Below are 23,081 nucleotides of genomic sequence, written 5' to 3' on the forward strand. Positions count from 1 at the left end.
GCGCATCCGGTTCCGGCCGAGCCACCGCGCCCCGCCGGGGTCAGCTCCCGCGCAGCCCCTTGAGCGCGGCGACGTCGGCCGCGTGCGGCCCGGCCGGTCCGGGTGTCTCCAGGATCAGCGGGATCCCCGCGGTCACCGGGTGCGTGAACAGCTCCCCGAAGGGCCGCGCCCCGATGTGCCCCGCCCCGATGTTCTCGTGGCGGTCCTTCTTGCTCCCGCACGGTTCCTTGGAGTCGTTGACGTGGATCACCCGCAGCCGGTCCCTGCCCACGACCTCGCCGAAGCGGTCCAGGGCCGCGCGCATGCCCTCCGGGGTGGAGATGTCGTGTCCGGCGGCGAAGAGGTGGGCGGTGTCCAGGCACACCCCCACGTTGTCGTGCCAGTCCAGGGCCTCGAAGTAGGGCACCAGGTCGTCGACGGTGGCGCACAGCACCTGGCCCTGCCCGGCCATCGGCTCCAGGAGCACCGGCGGGACGCCGTCGCCGAGCCGTTCCAACAGGGGCATCAGCCGGTCCCGGACCCGCTCCAGCCCGGCCTCGCGTCCGCCGGAGACCGCCGACCCCGTGTGCACCACCACGCCGCGCGCGTCGATCTGCCCGCCCCGGGTCAGCGCGTGCTCCAGGGACCGGACCGACTTCTGCGCGGTCTCCTCGTTGGGCGCCCCCAGGTTGATCAGATAGGGCGCGTGCACGAACAACGGGAGGTCGGTGCGCTCCCGCATCCGGGCGTCCTGCTCCGGGTCGCCTCCGTTGGTCGCCCACCCGCGCGGGTTGGACACGAACACCTGCACCGTCTCGGCGCCGATCTCCTCGGCGTAGGCCAGGCCCTTGGTGGCCATGCCGCCCGCGACCGGGACGTGGGCTCCGACCGGGGACTGGGGCCGCTGTTGTTCATTGTTCATAGCGGGGACCAGCCTAGACGCAGGCGGGCACGGATCCGGCCGCACGCGCGGGGCGCGGCCGGACCCGTCCCTCACACCAGCGGCGGGATCCGGTGGTTGGACAGGACCACCTCGTCCGGGTCGTACGCGCCCCTGATCCGCGACAGACGCCGGAAGACCTCCGGGGCGAAGGCCTCGCGGACCTCGGCGTCGCCCAGAGGCCCGAAGCTGAACCCGAGCGAGCGCCCGACCGCCCGTCCGGAGAACAGCGCCGCGGCGCCGTCCCGGAGCTCCCGTGCGCCCGGATCCTCCTCGCCGCCCCCGTTGGCGGTGATCACGGTCAGGGAGTACGCGGCGTCGCGGTGGCCGACCGCGGCGGACGGATCCGGTCGCCGCGCCAGGGCGCCGCCCAGGTGGCGCAGCCCCACCACCGCCATGAACGGCAGACCGGGACCGGTCATCTCGGTCAGCCGCGCGGTCGCCGCCGGGTCCAGCCCGTCCAGCAGCAGGTTGCGCGACCGGAAGCCGTGCGGGCGGTCGGGTTCGGCGTACACCTCCCCGGACCTGGCGTAGGGCAGCTCGCCCAGGGTCTCGCGCAGGATCGGCCCGGCGGCGCGCAACGGCTCCACCACGGCCGGCCCCCGGTCGGGTCGGCCCGCCCAGGCCACGGCCACCTGGGCGACATGCCTGCCCCGCAGCGGTGCGGGCACGCCCGGAACGTCGGGAAGGACCAGCTTCGTCAGCCCCGAGGTCAGCTCCTCGGGAACCGTGGCGGTCCACGCGCGCCACGCGTCCAGGATCTCCGGCGCCCCGTCGACGTCGAAGAACAGGCTGCCGCCGTAGAGGCGCTCCAGGGGGAACAGCCCGATCTCCATCCCCGTGACGACGCCGAACGCGCCGCCACCGCCGCGCAGAGCCCAGAACAGGTCCGGCTCCTCCCGCTCCGTCACCCGGCGGGCCAGGCCGTCGGCGGTCACCACGTCCAGTCGCGTGACGTGGTCGGCGGCGTAGCCGCGTGCTCTGGCCAGCAGTCCCACACCGCCGGTCAGCGTGTACGGAACCGCGCCGACCCCCGGCGCGCTGCCGGACAGCGGGGCCAGTCCGTACTCGGCGGCGGCCGCGACGACGCGGGCCCAGGGCGTGCCCGCCTCCACCCACGCCGTCCGCCGGTCCGGATCCACCCGCACCCCCGCCAGCCGGCGGGTGCTGATCAGGACGCCCCCGTCCAGGGGAACGCCCACCCCGTGGCCGCTGGCCTGGACCGCGACCCGGAGCCCCCGGTCCGCGGCCACGGCCACGGCCGCCCTCACGTCGTCGGCGTCGGCGGCGCCCACCACCGCCGTGGGTCGGTGCCTGCCCAGCAGTTGGAGCCCGGTCCGCTCCGTGTCGTATCCGTCCTCCGCCGGCGACAGCACCGGTCCGGAGACCCGTGCGGCCAGCGCTTCCACCACATTCGTGTCCTGCGTCGTGTGCGTCATGCGGACAACGTAGAAGGCATCGCGGCCGTACCTTGGCCGCGATGCCTGGCATTCTGGGCGCATGGACGACACATCGGTCCGCAAGGGCATGCCGCAGCGGCTGTTGCGCCTGCTGTCGCTGCTGCAGAGCCGCCGCGCGTGGACGGGAACGGAGCTGACCGAACGCCTCGGGGTCAGCGCCCGCACCCTCCGCCGGGACGTCGACCGGCTCCGTTCCCTCGACTACCAGGTGGAGGGCGTGCCCGGCGCCGCGGGCGGCTACCGGCTGGTTCCCGGGCACGAGCTTCCGCCGCTGCTGCTCGACGACGAGGAGGCGGTGGCGATCGGGCTCGGCCTGGTGACCGTGTCCGGTGTCGGGGAGAGCGCGCTCACGGCGCTCGCCAAACTCCAACGGGTGCTCCCGTCCCGGCTGCGCCCCCGTCTGGCCGCCGTCAGCGACACCGCCACGGCGGTGCGCCGGGGAGACGTCCCGACCGTCAGCCCCTGCGACCTGGCGATGCTGGGCTCGTGCTGCCGTGAGCACGCGGTCGTGGACTTCGACTACCGGGACCGGGAGGGCCGCCTGCGGGAGCGCCGGGTCGAACCGCACCACCTGGTCGACCACCAGGGACGCTGGTACCTGGTCGCGCACGACACCGACCGCGGGGACTGGCGGACCTTCCGGGTGGACCGGATGGACGGCATCCGACGCACGCACCGCCGTTTCACCCCCCGACCCCTGCCCGCCGCCGACCCCGCCGAGTACGTCGTCCGGTCCTTCGCCGGGGCGACCCACCGCCACACCGCGCGGATCGGCCTCGGCCTGTCCGCCGAGACCGTGCGCACCCGGCTCCACGGGCCGATCCCGGGCGCGATCGAGGCCTCGGCGCCGGACGCGTGCGTGGTGCGGATCAGCGCCGACGCGCTCGACCTGGTCTGCCAGTACACGCTGGCCGTGATCTCGCTCGGCGCCGACTTCGACATCGACGCGCCGCCCGAGGTCCTCGATCGTCTGGGCTCCGTCACCGGTCGACTCGCGGACCTGCTTCCCGAGCGCGGCGGTCCGGTGAGGCGCTAGGGTCGTGGCCGTGAGCACCGCGACCCCACCCCGCAGCCTGGCCGACGTGATCTCCGCGTTCGAGGCGGTCTACCCACCCGCGTGGGCGATGGAGTGGGACGCGGTCGGACTCGTGTGCGGCGACCCCGAACAGCGTGTGGAGCGCGTCCTGTTCGCCGTCGACCCGGTCGCCGCGGTCGTGGACGAGGCCCTGGAGTGGGGCGCCGACCTGGTCGTCACACACCACCCCCTCATGCTGCGCGGCGTCACGAGCGTCGCCGCGAACACCCCCAAGGGCAACGTCGTCCACCGGCTCATCCGCGCCGGGGCCGCGCTGTACACCGCGCACACCAACGCCGACACCGCCGCGCCCGGGGTGTCCGACGCCCTGGCGCGCGCGGTCGGGCTGAACGGGCCCCTGCGCCCGCTCGACCCCGACACCACCGACCCCGAGGGGCGGCGCGGCATCGGACGGATCGGCGCCCTCGACCAGCCGATGATCCTGCACGACTTCGCCGCCCAGGTCGCCCAGGGGCTGCCCGCCACGGCGCCCGGGATCCGCGTCTCCGGTGACCTGGACCGCCTGATCACCACGGTCGCCGTGTCCGGCGGGGCGGGCGACTCGCTGCTGGGCGCCGCCCGCGCCGCGGGCGTGGACGCGTTCGTCACCTCGGACCTGCGCCACCACCCGGCCTCGGAGTTCGGCGAGGACCCGGGGCCCGCCCTGGTCGACACCCCCCACTTCGCCAGCGAGTGGCCCTGGCTCGCGGACGGGGCGATCCACCTGGCCGACGCGCTCGCGCGCGGGGACGGCCGGAATGGGGCTAACGTGGAGATCCGGGTGTCGACGGTCGTGACGGACGCCTGGTCGCAGACCTTCCATCACATCTGAGGCCCCCCTTCCGCCCCGCCGGGCGGTCCAACCCAACTGCACAGAGACGGGCGCGGACGGCGACCCCGCCTTCCCCAGCCACTCCAGGAGACGTGACACGTGAAAGCCGAACCCGCCGCACAGGCCAGACTGCTCGACCTCCAGGCCCTGGACACCGAGCTCCAGCGTCTGGACCACCGTGCCCGGAACCTCAAGGAGGACTCCGAGGCGGCGGAGCTCAAGGAGCGCGTCGACCAGATCGACGCCGAACTGATCGCCGTGCGGACGCGGATCTCCGACGTGGGCCGTGAACAGCGCAAGGCCGAGAGCGACGTCGACCAGGTGCGGGCGCGCGCCGAGCGCGACTCCAAGCGCCTGGAGTCGGGGGCCGTCACCCACTCCAAGGAGCTGCAGAACCTCCAGTCGGAGATCGCCTCCCTGGGCCGCCGCCAGTCCGAACTGGAGGAGGTGGTGCTGGCGGTGATGGAGCGCGCCGAGGGGCTGGAGGCCGAGGCCGCCCGTCTGACCTCCGAGCACGAGGAGACGGCCGCCCGGTACACCGAGGTCACGGCCCGCCGCGACACCGCCGCCGCCGAGATCAACCTGGACCGGGACCGGGTCGCCCGGAACCGCGGGCGCGTCGCCGCCGACGTGCCCGCCGACCTGCTGGCGCTGTACGACAAGCTGCGCGGCCAGTACGACGGGCTGGCCGCCGCGCCGCTGCGGTACGGGCGCTGCGGCGGATGCAAGCTCGCGCTCAGCACGGTCGAGCTCAACGGGATCCGCGCCACCCCCGCCGACGAGGTCGTCCGCTGCGAGGACTGCCGCCGCATCCTCGTGCGCACCGAGGAGTCGGGTCTGGGCGCCCAGGCGGAGCAGTGAGCACCGGCTGGTCGTCCGCCGAGGACCGGCCGACCCGGCTGGTCCTGCTGCGGCACGGGCAGACCCCCCTGTCCGTGGAGCGCCGGTTCGCGGGTCGGGGCGACTTCCCGCTGACCGACCACGGACACTCCCAGGCCGCGGCCGCCGCGCGGCGCCTGGCCGCGTGGCCGATCGAAGCGGTGGTCTCCTCGCCCCTGCGGCGGGCCCGCGACACCGCCGCCCACGCGGCGAAGGAGCTCGGGCTGCCGGTCGAGATCGACGAGGGGTTCGTCGAGACCGACTTCGGGGCCTGGGAGGGGATGACCTTCGCCGAGGCGAGGGCCCTGGCGCCCGAGGGCGTGGACCGGTGGCTGGCCGACCCGGAGACGGCCCCGCCCGGAGGCGAGAGCTTCGCCGACGCCGCCGCGCGGGTCGTGGCCGCCCGGGACGCGCTCGTCGAACGGTATGCGGGCCGCACGGTCCTGGTGGTCACCCACGTGACGCCGATCAAGGTGGTCGTCCAACAGGCGATGCTCGCCCCCCTGACGGCGCTGTACCGGATGTTCCTGGACACGGCCTGCCTGACCGAGGTCGACTGCTACGCCGACGGTCCCATGGTGGTCCGCTCGCTCAACGACACCGCCCATCTGGACGGAACCCCCGGCCAGCGGGCGTAGAATGCGGGGTGAGGGGGAGTCGGCCAGACGGTCGCGGAGCTGTGCCGAGGCACGGTTTCGAGGAAAGTCCGGACTCCACAGGGCAGGGTGGTCGGCAACACCGACCCGGGGCGACCCGCGGGACAGTGCCACAGAGAACAGACCGCCACCGTTCGCGGTGGTAAGGGTGAAACGGTGGTGTAAGAGACCACCAGCGGCCGGAGCGATCCGGTCGGCTAGGTAAACCCCACCCGGAGCAAGGTCAAAAAGGGAGCCTTCGGGCTCCCGCGCGGATGATCGAGGGCGGCCCGCCCGAGTTCGCGGGTAGACCGCACCGAGGCCGTCGGCAACGGCGGTCCCAGATGGATGGCCGTCCGGTCCCTTCGGACCGACAGAATCCGGCTTACCGGCCGACTCCCTCCCTCACGCCCCCCACGCTCCACCGAACCCGTTCCGACGCGCGGACGTGACACGCCGGGGCTAGTGGGCTACAGCGCCGGGGTGATGGCCCGAGCCGTGGGTCCGAAGGTAGATTGGCCCTGCGTTCCGCGCCCCGGCGGGGCCCGGGGCGCGTCCGCCCGTGGGCCGCGCGGTCGGCGGCCCGGCGGGCATCGGCGTTCACGGGAATGGGTGACACTTGTTCGACTCAGCGTTCATCTGGGTGATCCTCTTCGGCCTGCCGGTCCTGGCCATCGTCGTGATCATCGCGCTCGCCGCCTACCAGGCGTCGGGCGTTCAGCAGGACGGCCGTGACGACGCACCGGACGACGACCCGTCGATCAACTGACCACCGACGTCCGTGCCCGTGCGCTGCGGCGGGACCGTTCCGGTGACGACGCCCGGCACGGGCGTGAACCGACCCGTCGCGGCGTCCAACAGGTGCACCCGCGCCGTCTCCAGGTCGTAGTACATCCCCGTCAGCGTCAACGTCCCCGACTCCACGCGTTCCCGCACCACGTCGTAGCCCATGAGGTTGCCGAGCTGCTCCTCGACGTTGACCTGGGCCAGGCGGCACAGCGTCTCCGTCGTCGGCGGGCCCTCGGGCAGATCCGGCGCCGCGTCGAGGCGCGCCAGGCTCGGCCCCGCGTTGGCCAGCCAGCGGCACATGTGCGACGTGCCGGGCTCACCGGCGTCCGTGTGGGCCCCCTCCAAGAGCGCCCGCATCGCCCCGCAGTGCGAGTGCCCGCACACCACGATCGACGGCACCCCCAGCACCGTCACCGCGTACTCCACGGCCGCGCCCACCGAGCCGTCTCCGGGCGTCTCCGACGGCGGCACCAGGTTGCCCACGTTGCGCAGGGTGAACAGGTCGCCCGGGCCGCTGGCGGTGATGAGGTTGGGCACCACCCGCGAGTCGGCGCACGTGACGAACAGTGCGGTCGGGTTCTGGCCGTGCGCCAGCCGGCTCATCACCGACCGCATCCGGTCGGCGGTGCTGGCGTGGTACTCGCGGGCCCCGGCGGTCAGCAGCCCCAGGGCGTTCAACTGGCCGTCGGTCTCCGCGCGCATCTCCCACGGCGCCCACCACCGAACCGGTCCGGTCGGCGCGGTCTTCGCCGCGGGCGCCGTCCGGGTGGAGCTGCGCGTGTACCACTGCTCATGGGCCTCGTCGATGTCGACGGCGCCGCCGCCCCGCTCGTGGTCCACACGCCAGGCGTGCACGGCCTCGAACGCCGCGTGGTCCATGAAGTCCACGTGCAGGTCGAGGTCGACCCGGGCGCCCGGGGGGATGGTGCGCAGGACGTGCGCCAGGCGCGGCACTCCCAGGAAGGTCAGCGACCCGTGGACGGACACGTGCACGCGGTCGCCGCGCTCCTCGGTGCGCACGGTGAAGCGGGTCAGCCGCCGGAGGGAGACGATCATCGCCAGCGCGAAGCCCAGGCACACCCCCTCGAGCAGCCCCAGGAAGACCACCGCGAACAGCGTGACCAGGTAGACGCTGCCCTCGTGGTGGCGGCGCAGGTCGCGCAGGTGGGCGATGGACACCATGCGGGCGCCGACGAAGACCAGCAGCGCGGCCAGCGCGGCCATCGGGATGAGTTCGACCACGCGCGCGAACAGGGCGACGAACACCAGGATCCACACGCCGTGCAGGATCGCCGACAGCGGGGTGCGCCCGCCGGCGCGCGCGTTGGTCGTGCTGCGCACGATCACGCCCGCCACGGGGAGGCCGCCCAGCGCCCCGCTGACGGTGTTGGCCGCGCCCTGGCCGAACAGCTCGCGGTTGAGCTGGACCCGCCGACCGCCGTGCTCGCGGTCCACGGCGATCGCCGACAGCAGCGACTCCACGCTGGCGACCATCGCCACGGCGGCCACGGCCAGGACGACGCCGTGCCACTGGCCGGTCTCGGGCAGGGCCGGGCCGGACCAGGCCTCGACCAGGGAGTCGGGCAGGGTGACGGTCTGGACCTCCCACCGGCCCAGGGTGGCGATGGCCGTGGCGGTGCCCACCGCGACCAGCGAGGCGGGCACGACCGACGGCCGGATCCGGCCGATGGCGGGCAGCCGGCCCCAGCCGAACATGATCGCGATGGTGATGACGCCGACCGCGACGGCGGCCGTGTGGTTGTGCGCGACCTGGTGCGGCAGATCGGAGATGTTCCTGAGCGCCGAACTCTGCGGCGCACCGCCCAGCGCGACGTGCAGCTGCGCGAGGGCGATGGTGGCGCCGACCCCGGCGAGCATGCCGTGGATCACCGCCGGGGAGACCGCCAGCGCCGCCCGGGCGATGCGCACGGCGCCCAGGGCGATCTGGAGTACTCCGGCGAGCACGGTGATGAGGCAGGTGACCCGCCAGCCGTAGGTGGTGATCAGTTCGGCGACGATGATGGTCTGCGCCGCGGTCGGCCCGCTGACCTGCACCATCGAGCCGCCGAGCAGCCCCGCGACGATACCGCCGACGACGGCCGCGGTCAGTCCGGCGATGAGCGGCGCGCCCGCGGCGACGGCGATGCCCAGGGACAGGGGGACGGCGACCAGGAACACGACGAGGGAGGCGCCGACGTCGGCGGCGACCGTTCTGCGGTCGAACAGACGGCCGTGCGTGGCCGGAGCGGCCGGCGGCTCGGTCGGTGGCCCCTGGGCGTGGGTGCGCATGGTGGCTCCGTTCGGGTCGGACCAGGCGGTCGGGTGGCGGTGCACGCGGACGTCGGTGTCCGGACGGGGGATGCGCGTGGGAACGCGGAACGACGGGACGGACGCGAAGAGTCCGGTGTCAATCACCAACTGTAGTCAACAGAGTGCATGCGATGTGACGGACTGTCGTGGATTCGGCAATCGTTTCCTCGGTTTCACAACGCGCGTGCGTTCCGAGAACGAAGAACCGCCGAGGTGACGGGGGTGTCCCGTCGCCTCGGCGGTGTGAAGGGGTGCGCTGACCGGCGGAGACCGGTCACCCCGTGTCACGCATGGCGGTCATCGCGCGCGGTGGCCGTCTCAGATGAAGCGGCCGTCCTCGTATCCGCCCTCGTAGTGGTCCCGGCCTCGCGCGGGCGGGTGCGGTGCGTCGGGCGCACTGTGCGGGGGGCCGTACGGTGCGCTGGGCGGGGGCAGAGGGGGGTGTCCGTGGAGGGGCGGAGCGCCGTTCTGGGTCCCGTCCCACGGCCCCCAGCCCTCCGCGGGCGCGTGGCCGCCCCCGTAGCCGGGGCGCTGTCCGGTGTACCCTCCGTCGAGAGCGTCGGGGTTTCCGTAGGGCTCGCGGGACCGCGGCGGCTGGGGGCCGTAGCCGGGGAGGGCGTCGCCCGGAACCTCGCCGGGCGGCGGGCCCGCCGGACGGCCGCCGGTGGGCAGGCCCCGCGATCCGCCCGTGTAGGCGGTGCCTCCCGGCGGAGTCGGCTCCGAGGGGAACCGGGAGTATCCGCCCGTGTCGAACGGCGATCCTCCGGGCTCGCCGGGCGCCGCGTGGCCGCCCCCGAAGCCGCCCGCCCGGTTCTGGGGGGCGGGGACGGTGGGCGAGCTCGGCCCGCCGAGGGCGTCGTCGCCCCACAGCGGCTCGTTCGTGTAGGAGCCGCGCGCGTGCGTGCCGGAGTCGTGGGAGCGCTGGTGGGTGCCGGAGTCGAACGCGGAGGGCGCGGACGCGCCGTAGCCGCCCCGCGTGTGGGAGCCGGTGTCGTAGGGCCGGTGCGCGTGCGTGCCCGTGTCGTACTCGGGCCGGGCGTAGGAGCCGGGGGCGGTGTGGGTGCCGGGGTCGGGGAACGGAGGCGTGCCGTAGGCGCCCCGCGTGTGCGCTCCGGTCTCGTGGCTTCCGTGCGCGTGGGTCCCGGTGTCGTACGCACTCCGGGAGTGCGCCCCGGTGTCGTAGGAGGGGTACCGGTGGGTGCCCGTGTCGTATCCGCCGGGCGCGTCGAGCCCGCTCCGGTCGTACCCGCTCGGGGGCGGCGGCGTCGGACGCTGGTGCGATCCCGTGTCCATGCTGGACCAGATGGGCGACCCGGAGTCCTCGGACCTGGTGGACGGGCGGAAGCCGGGGTCGAGCGGGTCCGTGGATCCGGAGCCGCTCGACCGGGGGAGTGCGCCGAACCCCGACGGCCCCGTCCCGTAGCCGGACGCGCCCGACAGCGGGTCGCCCGAGGCGGACGAGCCCGACGGGGAGGCCGCGGAGGAGGAGCCGGTGTAGGAGCCGCCGTACGTGCTCGTGGAGCCCGAGCCGCCGAGCGGGTCGCGGTCGGCGGACCCGTTCCAGGCCGTCGGTTCGGAGGACGCTGACGGGAGCGCCCGGTCGGGGGTCCACGGCCCGGTGCCGAGCGGGTCGTCGTCGCGGGACGGCTCCGGCCGGGGCGCCTCCACCGGGGATTCCTCCGCCCGCGGCAGCTGCGCTCGGATCGGCGCGTCGCCCGTCCGGGGTTCGGGGGCGGGCCCGCTGTTCTGGCCCAGGCTCGCCAGGACCGCCAGATCGTCGGAGGGGCCCGAGGTCACGGCCGGGCGCGCGCCGGGCGTGTCGCCCCCGGCGCGGACGCCGCCGCGTGCCCGTTCCGGTGCGGGGTCGGGCTCGTCCCCGTAGCCCTCGTCCTCGTAGTCGTCGTACTCCTCGTCGTAGCCGTCATCGCCGTAGGCCTCGACGTCGTCGTAGGAGTCCCCCGCGCGACCGTCCGCGACGTCGTCGGCCGCCCGCCCGTCGTCCCGGTCCCCGTCGCCCAGGCTCGACCAGAAGCCGTTGTCGGAGAGGTCGTCGTCCTCCCAGTCCGCATCGCGTTTGCGCCGGCCGCGGGGGCGCCGCCCGGGTTCCCCGTCCTCCTCAGCCCGGGCCCGCCGGGCGCGGCGGGGCGCCTCCTGGCCGCCGCGTCCGCGTCCGCGACCCCGGTCGTCGGCCTCGGTGCTCTCGTATTCCTGCTCGTCGTCGTAGTCGTCCTCGGGCGACGTCGTGCTGAGGGCGCGCATGCCCAGCAGCAGGAGCACGAGGACGGCCAGCACGACGATGACGGCGATGATGATGATGACGGTGACGGTCATGGTCTACGCACTACCTTGGAGAGGTCGGCCGCATCCGGAGCGCGCCGTGGACCGGCGTGGCGGGGGCCGGTCGGGGGGAGACGGCGGCCGCCTGGATCCGCGTACGTCCGGGCTGCCGGGTCCGCGCGCCCGGCGCGACGCGGGCGGTCCGGTGCGGTCTCAGGTCGGGGTGCTGGGCGGCGAGTGGACGGATAACGGTCATCTGAAACGGGGTGAGGGGCACGGCCCCACTGTATGCCTTGTCGTGCTCCGTGTGCAGTGGGCGACGGGAGCTTCCTCGTGTCGAACCCGGAGCAGGCGGGACGCGGCGGCAGTGGAACCGGGCGAGGGGAGGGCCGCCCGACCGCGGTTCCGGTCACTCGCTGGTGGTGACCAGCGATCCGCGCGCGACGGCCTGGTCGGCGATCGCCTCCAGGGTCCGGCTCAGTTCGGCGCCGTCGGGCAGGTCGAGGGTGCCGTCCAGGGCGTACACGGTGAAGCGGTACTCGTGCACGTCGCCGTCGGTGGGGCAGGGCGCGCCGTAACCCGCGTCCCCGGAACTGTTCACGGCCTGTTTGGCGTCGGCCGGGACGGTGCTCCGCCGCAGCTCGACCAGCTGCGGGTCGAGGTCGAAGACCACCCAGAACACCTCCGCCGCCTGGGGGTCGTCCACGACCATCGCGATCGAGCCCACGCCGTCAGGAAGCCCCGACCAGCGCACCGGCGGGGAGACGGGCCCCTCGTCTCCGTCCGACTCCCCGCCGTCGCAGGTGTAGTCGTCCGGCAGCGGCTCGCCCTCCTGCATGAGCGGGCTGGTGACGTTGATGTTGGTGGGCATGTCGCCGTTCTGCCCGGGCGAGAACACGCCGCACCCGGTGGCCAGGGCCAGGACGGCGCCGACCCCGACCGCGCCCGCACCGCGGAGCGCGGTCCTGCCGGGCGCCGTGCGCGCACTGGTGGTCCAAGGGGAAGGGAGGGCCGGGAACAATGGGACTCCTGCTGGGCTTTCGGGCCGGTGGGGCGCGATTCGACGTACGTGAGGAACGGCGTCGGAGGCGACCCGGCTCCGGTACCCACGAGGGCCGGGCCAGGAGACCTCGGCGGTCCGCCGACGCACGTTCCAGGGGAACCCTACTGCGGTCGGGCGCCCGATCCGCAGCCGTGCCGTCGCCGCTCGCCCCCGTCCCCGGTGGACGCACCGCCCAGAGCGGTAATTCCGGGCACCGGGTGACCGGATGGGTGATCATGGACCCGTGCGGTTCTCCATCCTCGGACCCCTCCTGGTGCACGACGCGTCCGGACGGCCCATCACGATCGGGGGCGCGCGTCTGCGCGCCCTGCTCACCCTGCTCCTGCTCCGACCCGGACAGCGGGTCTCGAACGAACAGCTCACGGAGGCCATCTGGACCGAGACGCCCCCGGCCTCGGCGGGCAACGCCCTCCAGGCGCTGGTGTCGCGGCTGCGTCGAGCCCTGGGGCCCGGCGTCGAGATCAACGGCGACGCGTCCGGCTACCGGTTGTGCATCGACCCCCAGCAGGTCGACCTGGGCGAGTTCGACACCCTCGCCAAGCGCGGCCGGGCCCAGCTCGCGGCCGGGGAGTCCGCCGCCGCCGTCACCGCGCTCGGCGACGCCCTGGCCCTGTGGCGCGGTCCGGCCGTGCCCGAGCTCACCTCCCGGGGCGTGGCGGAGGACGTCGCGCTGCGCCTGGCCGAGACGCACGCCGCGCTCGTCGAGGACCACCTGACCGCACTGCTCGACCTGGGCCGGGCCCACGACGCCCTGCCCGAGGCCGAGGCGCTGGCCAGGCGCGAACCCCACAGCGAACGCCCCGTCGAACTCCTCATGCGCGCGCTCGCCGGAACCGGGCGGACCGCCGACGCGCTGGACGCCTACGAGGCGTTCCGCGCGCGCCTGGCCGAGGAGCTGGGCCTGGACCCGTCGGCGAGGCTGGCGGACGCCCACCTGCGCGCGCTGCGCGGGGAGTTCACCGCCGACGCGGCGCGCGGCGGCGACCGGCCCACCGCGACGCCGACCCCCCAGGTCCGGCTGCCCGCCACCCTGACCAGCTTCGTGCCGCGCGAGGCCGAGGTGGACGCCGCCGTCGCGCAGCTGACCGAGTCGCGGCTGGTCACCCTGCTCGGCCCGGGCGGGGCCGGCAAGACCCGACTGGCCATCGAGACCGCCGCCGCCCTGGCCGACCGCGCCCCCGAGCTGCTCTCCCTCGGCGGATGGTTCGTCGAACTGGCCCCGATCGACTCCGCCGACGACATCCTCGACGCGCTGGCCGCCGCCATGGACCTGCGCGACCACGCCATCGTCCAGGCCCGTTCCAGCGCGCCCACGACCCCGGCCGAGGACCGCGTCGCCGCCTTCCTCGGCGACCAGCCCGCGTTCGTCGTGCTCGACAACTGCGAGCACCTCGTCGAGGGCGTCGCGCGGGTCGCCGAGCCCCTGCTCGCCCGATGCCCGGGGCTGCGTCTGCTCACCACCTCCCGCGAACCCCTGGGTGTGCAGGGCGAACGACTCGTGCCGGTCCCGCCCCTGCCCCTGCCGCCCGAGGACGCCACCGCCGAACAGGCCGTCGGGTTCGCCTCCGTCGCGCTGTTCACCGAACGCGCCCGCGCCGTGCGCCCGGACTTCGCGGTCGGCGCGGACAACGTCGGACACGTCGTGCGCATCACCCGGGCCCTGGACGGCATCCCCCTGGCCCTGGAACTGGCCGCCGCCCGACTGCGGTCGATGTCCCCCTCCCAGCTGGTCCACCGCCTCTCCGACCGCTTCCGCCTCCTGACCGGGGGCAGCCGCTCCGCCCGCCCGGGCCACCGCACGCTGCGGGCCGTCGTCGACTGGAGCTGGGAACTGCTCGACGAGCCCGAGCGCCGCGTCCTGCGCCGGCTGTCGATCTTCGCGGGCGGGGCCACCCTGGAGGCCGTCGAACGGGTCTGCGCGGACCCGGGCGGGGACGGCACGGTGGGCGGCCGCGACGTGTGGGGCGTGCTGTTCGCCCTGGTCGACAAGTCCCTCGTAATCACGGAGAACCCCGTACGCGAGGACGCCCCGCCCCGGTACCGGCAGCTGGAGACCGTCCGCGCCTACGCGGCCGAGCGGCTCGCGGACAGCGGCGAGGAGAACGAGGTCCGCGACCTCCACGCCCGCTACGTGCGCGACCTGTGGCGGGAGGGCGACCCGCTGCTGCGCGGTCCCCGCCAGACCGAGTGGGTGGTCCGGCTCGGCGCGGAGGCCGACAACTGCGGCCCCGCCGTGCGCTGGGCGGTGCGGCGGGGGGACGTCGACCTGGCCCTGGACCTGGTGGAGTACACCCAGTGGTTCTGGATCCTGGAAGGCGGGTGGCACCAGTTCTGCCGCTGGTGCGCGGAGGTGCTGTCACTGGTCGGCGACCGGGTCCCGGAGGGGAGGGCGGTCGCCTACGCCAGCTGCCTCTTCCACAGCGCCCCCGAACTCGGGACCGCCCACGAGACGATCCTCGCCAACATGCGCGCCGTGCGCGAGGTGCTGGCGGAGGCGGACGAGCAGCCCGAGCGCCATCCGATGCTGATGTACGGGCTCGTCTACGAAGCGTTGAACGAGGGTCCCGACGGGCCGGCGCGCGCACGCGTCGAGCGGGCGTCCGAGCAGGACGACCCGTGGATGCGTGCGATGGTCCTGCTGATGACGTCGCTGCTCGACGCCGTCTTCGGGGACGCCAAACGCGCCATGGAGCGCGCGGTCGACGCGCGGGAGGGGTTCCGGGCCGTCGGCGACAGCTGGGGCGAGCTCCAGGCCATCCTCCAACTGTCCGACCTGCGCCGGTTCGACGACGCGGACCGGTGCCGTGTCCTGCTCGGGGACGGTGTCCGGCTGGCGGACCGGGCCGGACTGGTCTCGATCGCGATGATGATCCGGGTCAAGCGCGCCCAGCTCCTGATCGACGTCGGCGATCTGGAGGCGGCCCGGCGCGATCTGGAGTCCACGGCCGAGCACGGCCCGCCGCGCGAGGACGACCACGTGGTGATCGTGCGACTGGCCGAGGTCCAGCTTCTGCGGGAGTCCGGCGACCTGGAGCGCGCCAGGGCCGCGGTGGACGAGATCGGGCCGACCGTCAGGCGGCTGGGCGGCTTCGCCCCGGTCTACGTCGAGCCGTACTGGCTGCTCGTGTCCGCCACCGTCGCCTGGCGGGCCGGTGAGGCGGACCGGGCCTGGAGGGACGCCGGGCGTGCCTGGTGGCGGGCGGTGCGCGGGCTCGGTCCGGTCTGCGCGGACGTGCTGGAGGTCCTGGGCGCCTTCCTGGCCGGTCGCGACCCGGAACGGGCGGCCACGATGCTCGGCTACGCGCAGGCGCTGCGGGGGCTGGCCAATCTGGTGAGCCCCCTGGTGCGGGCGGCCCGGGAGGACCTGGCGCAGGTGCTGGGGGAGGCGGAGTTCAGCCGCCTGCTCGTCGTGGGGGGCGAGGAGAACCCCGCGGTGATCCGCTCCAGTGTGGGGGCCTGGCTGGCCCCGATCGTGCCGGACGACGCGGAGGACGGCGCGCGCCCGGTGTGACGACGGCGGCGCCGCGATGAGGATCGCGGCGCCGCCGCGGCTCAGGTGCGGCGCCGGTAGGCCCACACGGCCAGCGGACCGAAGACCACGACGAAGACCGCGGACCACACCAGCGTCCAGGTGACCGGGACGGCGACGTCCCCGCCGATCATCAGGCCGCGCATGGCGTTCACGACGTGCGTGATCGGGTTGTTCTCCGCGACCGCGCGCATCCAGCCGGGCATGGCCTCCGGGGCGACGAAGGCCGAGCTGCCGAAGGTCAGCGGGAACATGAGGATCATCCCGAAGCTCTGCACGGCCATCGGAGTGCGCACCATCATGCCGACGAACGCCGACATCCAGCACAGCGCGAAGGCGAACAGCAGGATGAGCGCGGCGGCGGCGACCACGCCGACGACGCCGCCGTCGGGTCGGAACCCGATGGCCAGGCCGACCAGCAGCACCATCACCACGGTGATCGAGTACCGGACCAGGTCGCCCAGGATGGCGCCGATCAGGGGCGCGGACCGCGCGATGGGCAGGGACCGGAACCGGTCGAAGATGCCCTTCTCCACGTCCTGGCACAGGGTGAACCCGGTGCCGAGCGTGGCGAAGACCACCGACTGGGCGATGATGCCGGGCATGAGGAAGTCCCGGTACTCCCGCCAGTCGCCCATGATCGCCTGACCGAAGACGAAGACGAACAGCGTCACGAACATGATCGGCATGAACGTGAGCCCGAGGACCTCCTCGGGGTTCGCCTTGATCTTCAGGACGCTGCGCCAGGCCAGCTGGAGGCCGTTGCTCACCGTGTTCGCCGGGCCGATCGCCCGGGGCGCGGTCGGTGCGCCGTCGCTCCTGCGCACCCCCCCGGAGGGTTCGAGGGTGGTCACGTCGCTCATGCTCGGGCCCCTTCCGCCACGGTCTCCTCCGTGGACTCGTCTTCGGCGGTGTGTCCGGTCAGCGCGAGGAAGACCTCGTCCAGACTCGGCTTGCGCAGTGACAGTTCGGCGACGGCCACCTCCTGCTCGTCGAGGCGGCGGACCACCTCGGGCAGGACGGCTGCGTCCGTGACCGCGACGCTCGCGCCCAGCCCGTCACGGGTCACCGGGCTGCTGGTGACCGCCTCGACGATCCGGACCGCCAGGTCGAGCTGCCCGGGTTGGACGGTGCGCAGTTCCAGGACCTGCTTGCCCGCGTGGTTCTTGAGCTCCTCGGGCGTGCCCCTGCTGATCACCTTGCCGTGGTCCAGCACGACGATGTCGTCGGCGAGCTGGTCGGCCTCCTCCAGGTACTGCGTGGTGAGCAGCACGGTGACGCCATCGTCGACCAGACCGCGCACCACGTCCCACAGGCCGTTGCGGCTGTGCGGGTCCAGGCCGGTGGTCGGCTCGTCCAGGTACAGCAGGGTGGGGTGGCCCACGAGGCTCGCCGCCAGGTCGAGCCGGCGGCGCATGCCCCCGGAGTAGGTCTTGGCGGGACGGCCGGCGGCGTCGGTGAGCTCGAAGCGCTCCAGCAGCTCGGCCGAACGAGCCCGTGCGGCGCCGCGGCCGTAGCCCAGCAGGCGCGCGATGAGCATCAGGTTCTCGGTGCCCGTCAGTTCGGCGTCGACCGCCGCGTACTGACCGGTCAGCCCGATCAGCCGGCGCACGTCGTGCGGTCGCTTGACCACGTCGAAGCCCCCGACCTCGGCGTGGCCCCCGTCGGGCCGCAACAGGGTCGACAGGATGCGCACCGTGGTGGTCTTCCCGGATCCGTTGGGCCCCAGGACGCCCAGCACGGCCCCGGTCCTGGCCGTCAGGTCCACTCCGTCGAGGGCGCGCTTGCCCTTGAACTGCTTGACCAGACCCTCCGCGCGGATGGCGTCAGTCATCGCTCCTCCGTTTCTACCGTTCGACGTCCAGTCTGCCGACCGGGTCTGACAGAACGCTGACACGCGGGTGTCCGCCCTGACACGGTCCGGGGCGGTGGGTGGGTTGCGGGTCGGACGGGGAGGGTTCACGCGGTGTCGCCGGAGGCCGGTGCGGGGCGCGTGCCCGGCGGGACCGACGCTGGGTGTGCGCCGTGCCCCGGTGCGCGGCACCGGGGCACGGTCCGACGGCGCCGGCGGGCGGCGCCGCTAGTCGCCCTTCTTGGAGCCGAACATGATCTCGTCCCACGAGGGGACGGAGGCGCGGCGGCCGCGGCCCTTGCGCTTGGGCGCGGTGCGGTCGGGCGCGCCGTTGGCGGCGGCCTGGACCGGGGGCGGCTCCGGCGCGGCCGGGCGGGCGGGGCCGGTGTCGGAGAGGTCGATGGTGGCGCGGCGCCGGCGCGCGGGTCGGGGCTGGGCGGGCGGTTCGGCGGCGGGCGGAGGGGTGTCCGGTTCCACTGGCCGGGAACGGCGCTCGACGGCGGGAATGGCGCCGAAGGGGTCGGCGGGGACCGGGCGGTCCGCGGTCCGCTCCGGAGCGCGGTGGGCGACCGCCGGGTCGGTGCGAGGGGTCTCCCGGGGCGGGAGGGGGTCCAGCGGCCGCTGGTACCGCTCGTCGGTCTCGGGCGCCTCGAACGGGTCGGGGCGCGTGCGGGCGGCGGGGCGCAGCGGCTCGTCCGGGGCCGCGTCCCGGGCCGGGGCCAGCCGACGGGCGGGTGGTTGGTCGGTTCCGTGTTCGGCGGGCCGCCCGACGTCGGTCCTGGGGCGCTCCGCCGTGCCCTCGGGCCGACGCGGAGCGAAGGGCGTGACCGTCGTGTCGGGGGAGGCCGGCCGCACGGGCGCCGCGGGCTCGGTGAACCGGGCGGCCTCCTCGTCGGCGGGGGTGACGGTGTTGTGTCTGGGCTCGTACAGCCAGTGGGCGACGCGCTCGTCGCCGCCGTGGAGGAAGACGAGCTTGATCTGCCAGGTCCGGTCCTCCCGCTTCCAGGAGTCCCACGAGGCGTCACCGGTCTCCAGCTGGTGGGCGCCGATCCGCTTGGCGACCACGTCCTCCAGGGAGGGGCCGGGTGCGGCGTCGCCGGTGGAGCGCACGGTGGCGCGCTGGGCCTGCTGGGCGATGTACTCGCGCTCCTGGAGGACGGGGCCCTCGAACCAGCGCACCCGTTCGATGGGGATCCCGGAGATCTCGGAAATGGCCTCCGCGGTCTCGCCGGACCGGATGCGGGCCTGGATTTCCTTGGGGCGCAACGGATTCTCCACTTCGATCTCGTACTGGCCGAGCCGGGAGAACTGGCCGCGTACGGCGGCGCGGAGGCGGTCGTCGACGGGCAGCATGAAACGGGTTCCACGGCCTGTGCTGGCGAGCACCAGGTAGGTGCCGTCCTCGCTCACGGCCACGAGGCGAAGCTCGTGCATCGCCCTCCCTTTCGCGTCCCGTCGAGGGCAGGTTCGGCGGCCAGCCCCCGCGTTCTCCAAGTCTGGTCGGCCGACCACGGTTCGGCCAGTACCGCGCCCGGCATGTCCGAACTGTGTGCCCGCCTCCCGTCCGCGGTCCTCACCACGGGCCGCCCCGGCCGTCCCGGGGCCCTCAACGGTCGTCTCCGACGCCAATCTTGGCACGCGGACCCTGCGCCGACCGGGAGCGGTCGCGCGGGATGTCGTCCAACCCGCGCGAAGGCTCCGCCGCGATGGTATCCCGCGGGTACCTAATCACCCCAGGCCTGGGGAAAACTCCGATCTCGGACCGTTCCAGGAGCACGAGGACACCGGGAAGGCAAATCGACACGCCGGTGTCCACCGACATGTGGCCTTTCTTGACTCCAGGCGTTATCGGGCACTGAGTGCGCTTAGCCTGAGTTCTTCACTTGTGGGCGGTTTGTGGTGGTTTGGGGACTCCCGCCCTCCCCACGTTCACCATCGAGTTCCCGCCGCGCCCCGCGCGGCCGACGAAGGGGGGACGACCGGATGGGTCGGACCGGACACCGCGCGGCGGACGCCGAAAGGGACCGCACGCCGGGGAAGCGGATCGATCTGAGCGTGTCCCAGGTCGCCGGGGCCGGCGCCGCCACCCTCACCGCAGCGACGGCGGCCTCCTACCTCAACGTGTACGGGACGGTCGTCGGGGCGGCGGTCATCGCCGTCCTGAGCACGGTCGCCAGCCCCCTGCTCCAGCACTGGTTCTCGCGCGGCGGCGAGCAGGCCAGGCACCTCGCGGAGCGGGCGGTCGGCTCCTCGGCCGTCGCGGCCGAAGCGCCCGCCGCCACCGCGGAGACCGGGACGGACCCCGACGCCACCCGGACGATGGCGCTGCCGACCGCGGAGGACGACGGCGGCCCCTCGGGCGGGGAGCGTCCGGCGCGGCGCGGCTGGAAGGCCGTCCTCGTTCCGGCCGTCATCGTGTTCACCCTGGTCATGCTGGTGATCCTGGCCTTCGAGCTGCTCACGGGCCGATCGATGAGCGCGTGGACGCACGGCCGGGACGAACCCACCGCGCCCTCCCTCCTCGGCGGCGGGACCTCCGCGCCGCCGGCGCAGGAGGAGGACGCCGCGACCCCCGAGGTCGCCGTGGACGTCCCCGAGGGCGCCGGTGAGCAGTCGGACGCGCCCGCCGACGAGGGCTCGGACGCCGCCGGAACCGACGGAGGGGCCGGTGAGGAGCAGGTCACGCCCACACCCGATCCCGACGAGACGGAGGACGGGGGCGACGACGGGGGCGGGACCGTCGAACCCGCCCCGCCCGTGGACGGCGGCGAGCCGGAGACCGACCCGAACGGGGAGCGGCCGGCCGACGATCCCCCGGCCGGCGCTCCCCCGGCCGGGACCTGACCGCTTCCCGGCCCCGGGAATCCGGACCGCGGCCCGGGCGGCGCCGACTCAGCCGAACACCCGGTCCAGGTAGGCGTTGCCGAACCGGCGGTGCGGGTCCACCCGGTCGCGCACCGCCAGGGCGTCCCCCATGCGCGGGTACACCCGCTCCAGGTAGGCGCGGTCGCGCGTGTGCATCTTCCCCCAGTGCGGACGGCCGCCCACGGACGTGAAGACCGCTTCCAGGTCGGCGAAGTAGGCCTCGTACGGGACCCCCTGGTACATGTGCACCGCGACGTAGGCCGTGTCCCGGTCGTGCGCGGTGGACAGCCACACGTCGTCGGCCGGGGCGAAGCGCACCTCCACCGGGAAACTCACCCGGTGGTCGCCCCGGTCCACGATCGACCGCGCCTCGCGCAGCACGTCCACCGCGTGCTCGGCCGGGATCGCGTACTCCATCTCCACGAACCGCACGTCGCGCACCGACGCGAACACCTTGTGCGAGACGTCCGTGTAGACGCGCGAGGACAGGGCCCGCGAACTGATCCGGTTCACGCCGGGCACCAGGGAGGGGAAGCTGCGGCACAGCCGGTTGACGCGCTCGAAGACCGTGTTGGACAGGAAGTCGTCGTCCCACCACGACTGGAGGGCGGGGAGCGGACGCGCCGGGCCCTCGGTGATGTTGTTGCGTTTGGTGTTGGTGTTGCCCGTGTGGGGGAACCAGAAGAACTCGAAGTGATCGTTGTCCGCGCGCAGCTCCGGAAGCCGCTCCAGGACCTCGTCCAGCGGCATCGGCTCCTCGCGCGCGTGCAGCAGGAACGCGGGGCGCACCGCCATCGTCAACGCGGTGACCACGCCGAACGCGCCCAGCCCCACCCGGGCCGCGTGGAACAGGTCCGGCTCCCGGTCGGCCGAGCACTCCACGACCGACCCGTCGGCGAGCACCATCTCCAGCCCGACCACCTGGCTGGCCAGGCCGCCCGCGTCCCGCCCGGTCCCGTGCGTGCCCGTCTGCACGGCGCCCGCCACGGTCTGCACGGCGATGTCGCCCATGTTGGCCAGGGCCACGCCGCGCTCGGCCAGGGCGTCGTTGAGGTCGCACAACGGGAGCCCGGCCTCGACCGTGACCGTCCCCGCGTCGGGGTCGACCGAGCGCACCGCGGTCAGGGACGCGGGGGAGAGCAGGAGCCCGTCGGTGACCGCCACGTCGGTGAAGGAGTGGCCCGAACCGACCATCCGGACCCTCAGGTCCTCCTCCGCCGCGGAGGCGACCGCGGCCGCGACCTCGCCTGTGCTGTTCGGGGCCGCCGTCCGCCGGGGGCGGGCCTGGTGGGTGCCCGCCCATGTGTTCCACAACACGTCAGTCATGCGACGTGACATTACCCACGAGTCACTTGTGTGGCCAGGGGGGACCGGTGTCCGGACGGGCCGACGAACACGGGACGCCGGAGCGGGGGCGGGCGAGCGGGCGCCGGGAGGGCTGGTTTGATAGGTGCCATGAGGCCTTACGACGCGTTTTTGCTGATCTCCTTCGGTGGACCGGAGGGCGAGGACGAGGTCATCCCGTTCCTGGAGAACGTCACCCGCGGGCGCAACATCCCCCGCGAGCGGCTGGCGGAGGTGGGTGAGCACTACTTCCTCTTCGGTGGCGTGAGCCCGATCAACCAGCAGTGCCGGGACCTGATCGCGGCGATCACCGACGACTTCGCCGCCAACGGGGTGGACCTGCCCGTCTACTGGGGCAACCGGTTCTGGGAGCCGATGCTCGCCGACACCCTCGCCCGGATGCGGGACGACGGCGTGCGCAGGGTGCTGGCGCTGCCCACCTCCGCGTACTGCAACTGGTCCAGCCGGACCGCCTACCACGAGGACATCGACCGGGCCCGCGCCGCCCTGGGCGACGGCGCCCCCGAGATCGAGCTGGTCCGTCCCTTCTACGACCACCCGGGCTTCGTCGAGCCCCTGGTCGAGCACACCGGCGCGGCCCTCGCCGCGCTCCCCGAGGACCGGCGCGCGGGCGCGCGGCTGCTGTTCTCCGCGCACTCCATCCCCACCGCGATGGCCGAGGCCAGCGGCGGCCCCGGCCAGCCGTTCGGCTCGGAGGGGGCCTACGGTGCCCAGCTCGCCGAGGTGGCGCGCCTGGTGACCGAGCGGCTCGACCGCGAGTACCCGTACGAGGTCGTCTACCAGAGCCGGAGCGGCCCGCCCAGCCAGCCCTGGCTGGAGCCGGACGTCAACGACCGCATCGAGGAGCTGGCCGAGGACGGCGTGCCCGCGGTCGTGGTCGTCCCGCACGGGTTCGTCTCCGACCACATGGAGGTCAAGTTCGACCTCGACGTCGAGGCCCGCGAGACCGCGCGCAAGCTCGGCGTCGGCTACGAGCGCGCGCTGAGCCCCGGCACCCACCCGCGGTTCGTGTCCATGGTCACCGAGCTGGTCCGGGAGTACACCGACGGCGCCGCGCCGGTGCGCCTGGGCGGCCTGCCCCGGTGCGCCGAGGGCGGCCAGGTCTGCTGCCAGCAGCGTTGAGCCGGGTCGGGCGGAGGGCGAGGTTCCTGCGCCCCGGCGGCCGCCGTCCGGGCGGCCGCTCCCGCCGTCGGCGGGGATGCGACCGATAGGGTCGGCCCCAGACCACAAG

General features: G+C 74.2%; 17 protein-coding genes and 1 other RNA gene. 9 read left to right on the forward strand and 9 right to left on the reverse strand.

The genetic code is table 11. The features are described from left to right. Positions 1–40: 40 nt before the first annotated feature. Both ACIBFB_RS20540 and ACIBFB_RS20545 read right to left on the reverse strand, forming a co-directional pair. Positions 41–901, reverse strand: a complete 861-nt coding sequence (locus ACIBFB_RS20540) for a deoxyribonuclease IV (protein WP_397232424.1) — start codon at positions 899–901, stop codon at positions 41–43. A gap of 71 nt (positions 902–972) precedes the next feature. After that, positions 973–2,358, reverse strand: a complete 1,386-nt coding sequence (locus ACIBFB_RS20545; protein ID WP_397232426.1) for an FAD-binding oxidoreductase — start codon at positions 2,356–2,358, stop codon at positions 973–975. Between the two features lie 61 nt (positions 2,359–2,419). On the opposite strand from ACIBFB_RS20545, the gene ACIBFB_RS20550 reads away from it, so the two are divergent. From ACIBFB_RS20550 to ACIBFB_RS20575, 6 genes are all read left to right on the forward strand, one after another. Continuing rightward, the gene (locus ACIBFB_RS20550) at positions 2,420–3,415 is read left to right on the forward strand and encodes a helix-turn-helix transcriptional regulator (RefSeq protein WP_397232428.1); all 996 of its coding nucleotides are present in this window, start codon (positions 2,420–2,422) and stop codon (positions 3,413–3,415) included. Positions 3,416–3,419: 4 nt separating this feature from the next. Next, positions 3,420–4,286, forward strand: a complete 867-nt coding sequence (locus tag ACIBFB_RS20555; protein WP_397232430.1) for a Nif3-like dinuclear metal center hexameric protein — start codon at positions 3,420–3,422, stop codon at positions 4,284–4,286. A gap of 99 nt (positions 4,287–4,385) precedes the next feature. Then, the gene (locus ACIBFB_RS20560) at positions 4,386–5,147 is read left to right on the forward strand and encodes a zinc ribbon domain-containing protein (protein WP_397232432.1); all 762 of its coding nucleotides are present in this window, start codon (positions 4,386–4,388) and stop codon (positions 5,145–5,147) included. Further along, complete coding sequence (locus ACIBFB_RS20565; protein ID WP_397232434.1) at positions 5,144–5,803, forward strand: histidine phosphatase family protein; 660 nt, start codon at positions 5,144–5,146, stop codon at positions 5,801–5,803. The genes ACIBFB_RS20560 and ACIBFB_RS20565 overlap by 4 nt, the downstream gene beginning before the upstream one ends. A gap of 15 nt (positions 5,804–5,818) precedes the next feature. Continuing rightward, an RNA gene (gene rnpB / locus ACIBFB_RS20570) (RNase P RNA component class A) lies at positions 5,819–6,204 on the forward strand. 215 nt (positions 6,205–6,419) lie between these two features. Next, positions 6,420–6,569 carry a hypothetical protein gene (locus tag ACIBFB_RS20575; protein ID WP_397232436.1) on the forward strand — a complete coding sequence of 50 codons (150 nt, stop codon included), beginning with the start codon at positions 6,420–6,422 and terminating at the stop codon, positions 6,567–6,569. Here ACIBFB_RS20575 and ACIBFB_RS20580 read toward each other — a convergent pair. The 3 genes from ACIBFB_RS20580 to ACIBFB_RS20590 form a co-directional block, all read right to left on the reverse strand. Further along, the gene (locus ACIBFB_RS20580; protein WP_397232702.1) at positions 6,518–8,878 is read right to left on the reverse strand and encodes a SulP family inorganic anion transporter; all 2,361 of its coding nucleotides are present in this window, start codon (positions 8,876–8,878) and stop codon (positions 6,518–6,520) included. The two genes, ACIBFB_RS20575 and ACIBFB_RS20580, sit on opposite strands and share 52 nt — an antisense overlap. 339 nt (positions 8,879–9,217) lie before the next feature. Next, complete coding sequence (locus ACIBFB_RS20585) at positions 9,218–11,230, reverse strand: hypothetical protein (protein ID WP_397232438.1); 2,013 nt, start codon at positions 11,228–11,230, stop codon at positions 9,218–9,220. Positions 11,231–11,585: 355 nt separating this feature from the next. Then, entirely contained in the window at positions 11,586–12,197 is a 612-nt protein-coding gene (locus tag ACIBFB_RS20590; RefSeq protein WP_397232440.1) for a YbhB/YbcL family Raf kinase inhibitor-like protein, read from the reverse strand. Positions 12,198–12,462: 265 nt separating this feature from the next. Between ACIBFB_RS20590 and ACIBFB_RS20595 the strand changes: the two genes are divergently transcribed. After that, entirely contained in the window at positions 12,463–15,750 is a 3,288-nt protein-coding gene (locus ACIBFB_RS20595; protein WP_397232442.1) for a BTAD domain-containing putative transcriptional regulator, read from the forward strand. Between the two features lie 41 nt (positions 15,751–15,791). Here ACIBFB_RS20595 and ACIBFB_RS20600 read toward each other — a convergent pair whose 3' ends face one another. The 3 genes from ACIBFB_RS20600 to sepH all read right to left on the reverse strand — a co-directional run bounded on the left by ACIBFB_RS20600 (position 15,792) and on the right by sepH (position 19,054). Further along, entirely contained in the window at positions 15,792–16,631 is an 840-nt protein-coding gene (locus ACIBFB_RS20600) for an ABC transporter permease (protein WP_397232444.1), read from the reverse strand. Beyond that, positions 16,628–17,602 carry an ATP-binding cassette domain-containing protein gene (locus ACIBFB_RS20605; protein WP_397232446.1) on the reverse strand — a complete coding sequence of 325 codons (975 nt, stop codon included), beginning with the start codon at positions 17,600–17,602 and terminating at the stop codon, positions 16,628–16,630. The genes ACIBFB_RS20600 and ACIBFB_RS20605 overlap by 4 nt, the downstream gene beginning before the upstream one ends. A 246-nt stretch (positions 17,603–17,848) precedes the next feature. After that, the gene (sepH, locus tag ACIBFB_RS20610) at positions 17,849–19,054 is read right to left on the reverse strand and encodes a septation protein SepH (RefSeq protein WP_397232448.1); all 1,206 of its coding nucleotides are present in this window, start codon (positions 19,052–19,054) and stop codon (positions 17,849–17,851) included. Between the two features lie 549 nt (positions 19,055–19,603). Here sepH and ACIBFB_RS20615 point away from each other — a divergent pair. After that, on the forward strand, positions 19,604–20,464 hold the full coding sequence (locus ACIBFB_RS20615) for a hypothetical protein (protein WP_397232450.1): 861 nt from the start codon (positions 19,604–19,606) through the stop codon (positions 20,462–20,464). A gap of 48 nt (positions 20,465–20,512) precedes the next feature. Here ACIBFB_RS20615 and ACIBFB_RS20620 read toward each other — a convergent pair whose 3' ends face one another. Then, the gene (locus ACIBFB_RS20620; RefSeq protein WP_397232452.1) at positions 20,513–21,811 is read right to left on the reverse strand and encodes a D-arabinono-1,4-lactone oxidase; all 1,299 of its coding nucleotides are present in this window, start codon (positions 21,809–21,811) and stop codon (positions 20,513–20,515) included. Positions 21,812–21,940: 129 nt separating this feature from the next. On the opposite strand from ACIBFB_RS20620, the gene ACIBFB_RS20625 reads away from it, so the two are divergent. Further along, positions 21,941–22,972, forward strand: coding sequence for a ferrochelatase (locus ACIBFB_RS20625; protein ID WP_397232454.1), 1,032 nt, complete (start codon positions 21,941–21,943; stop codon positions 22,970–22,972). Positions 22,973–23,081: the final 109 nt, after the last annotated feature.

Origin of the sequence: Nocardiopsis sp. NPDC050513 (assembly GCF_044457925.1) — a bacterium.
Lineage (GTDB): Bacteria > Actinomycetota > Actinomycetes > Streptosporangiales > Streptosporangiaceae > Nocardiopsis.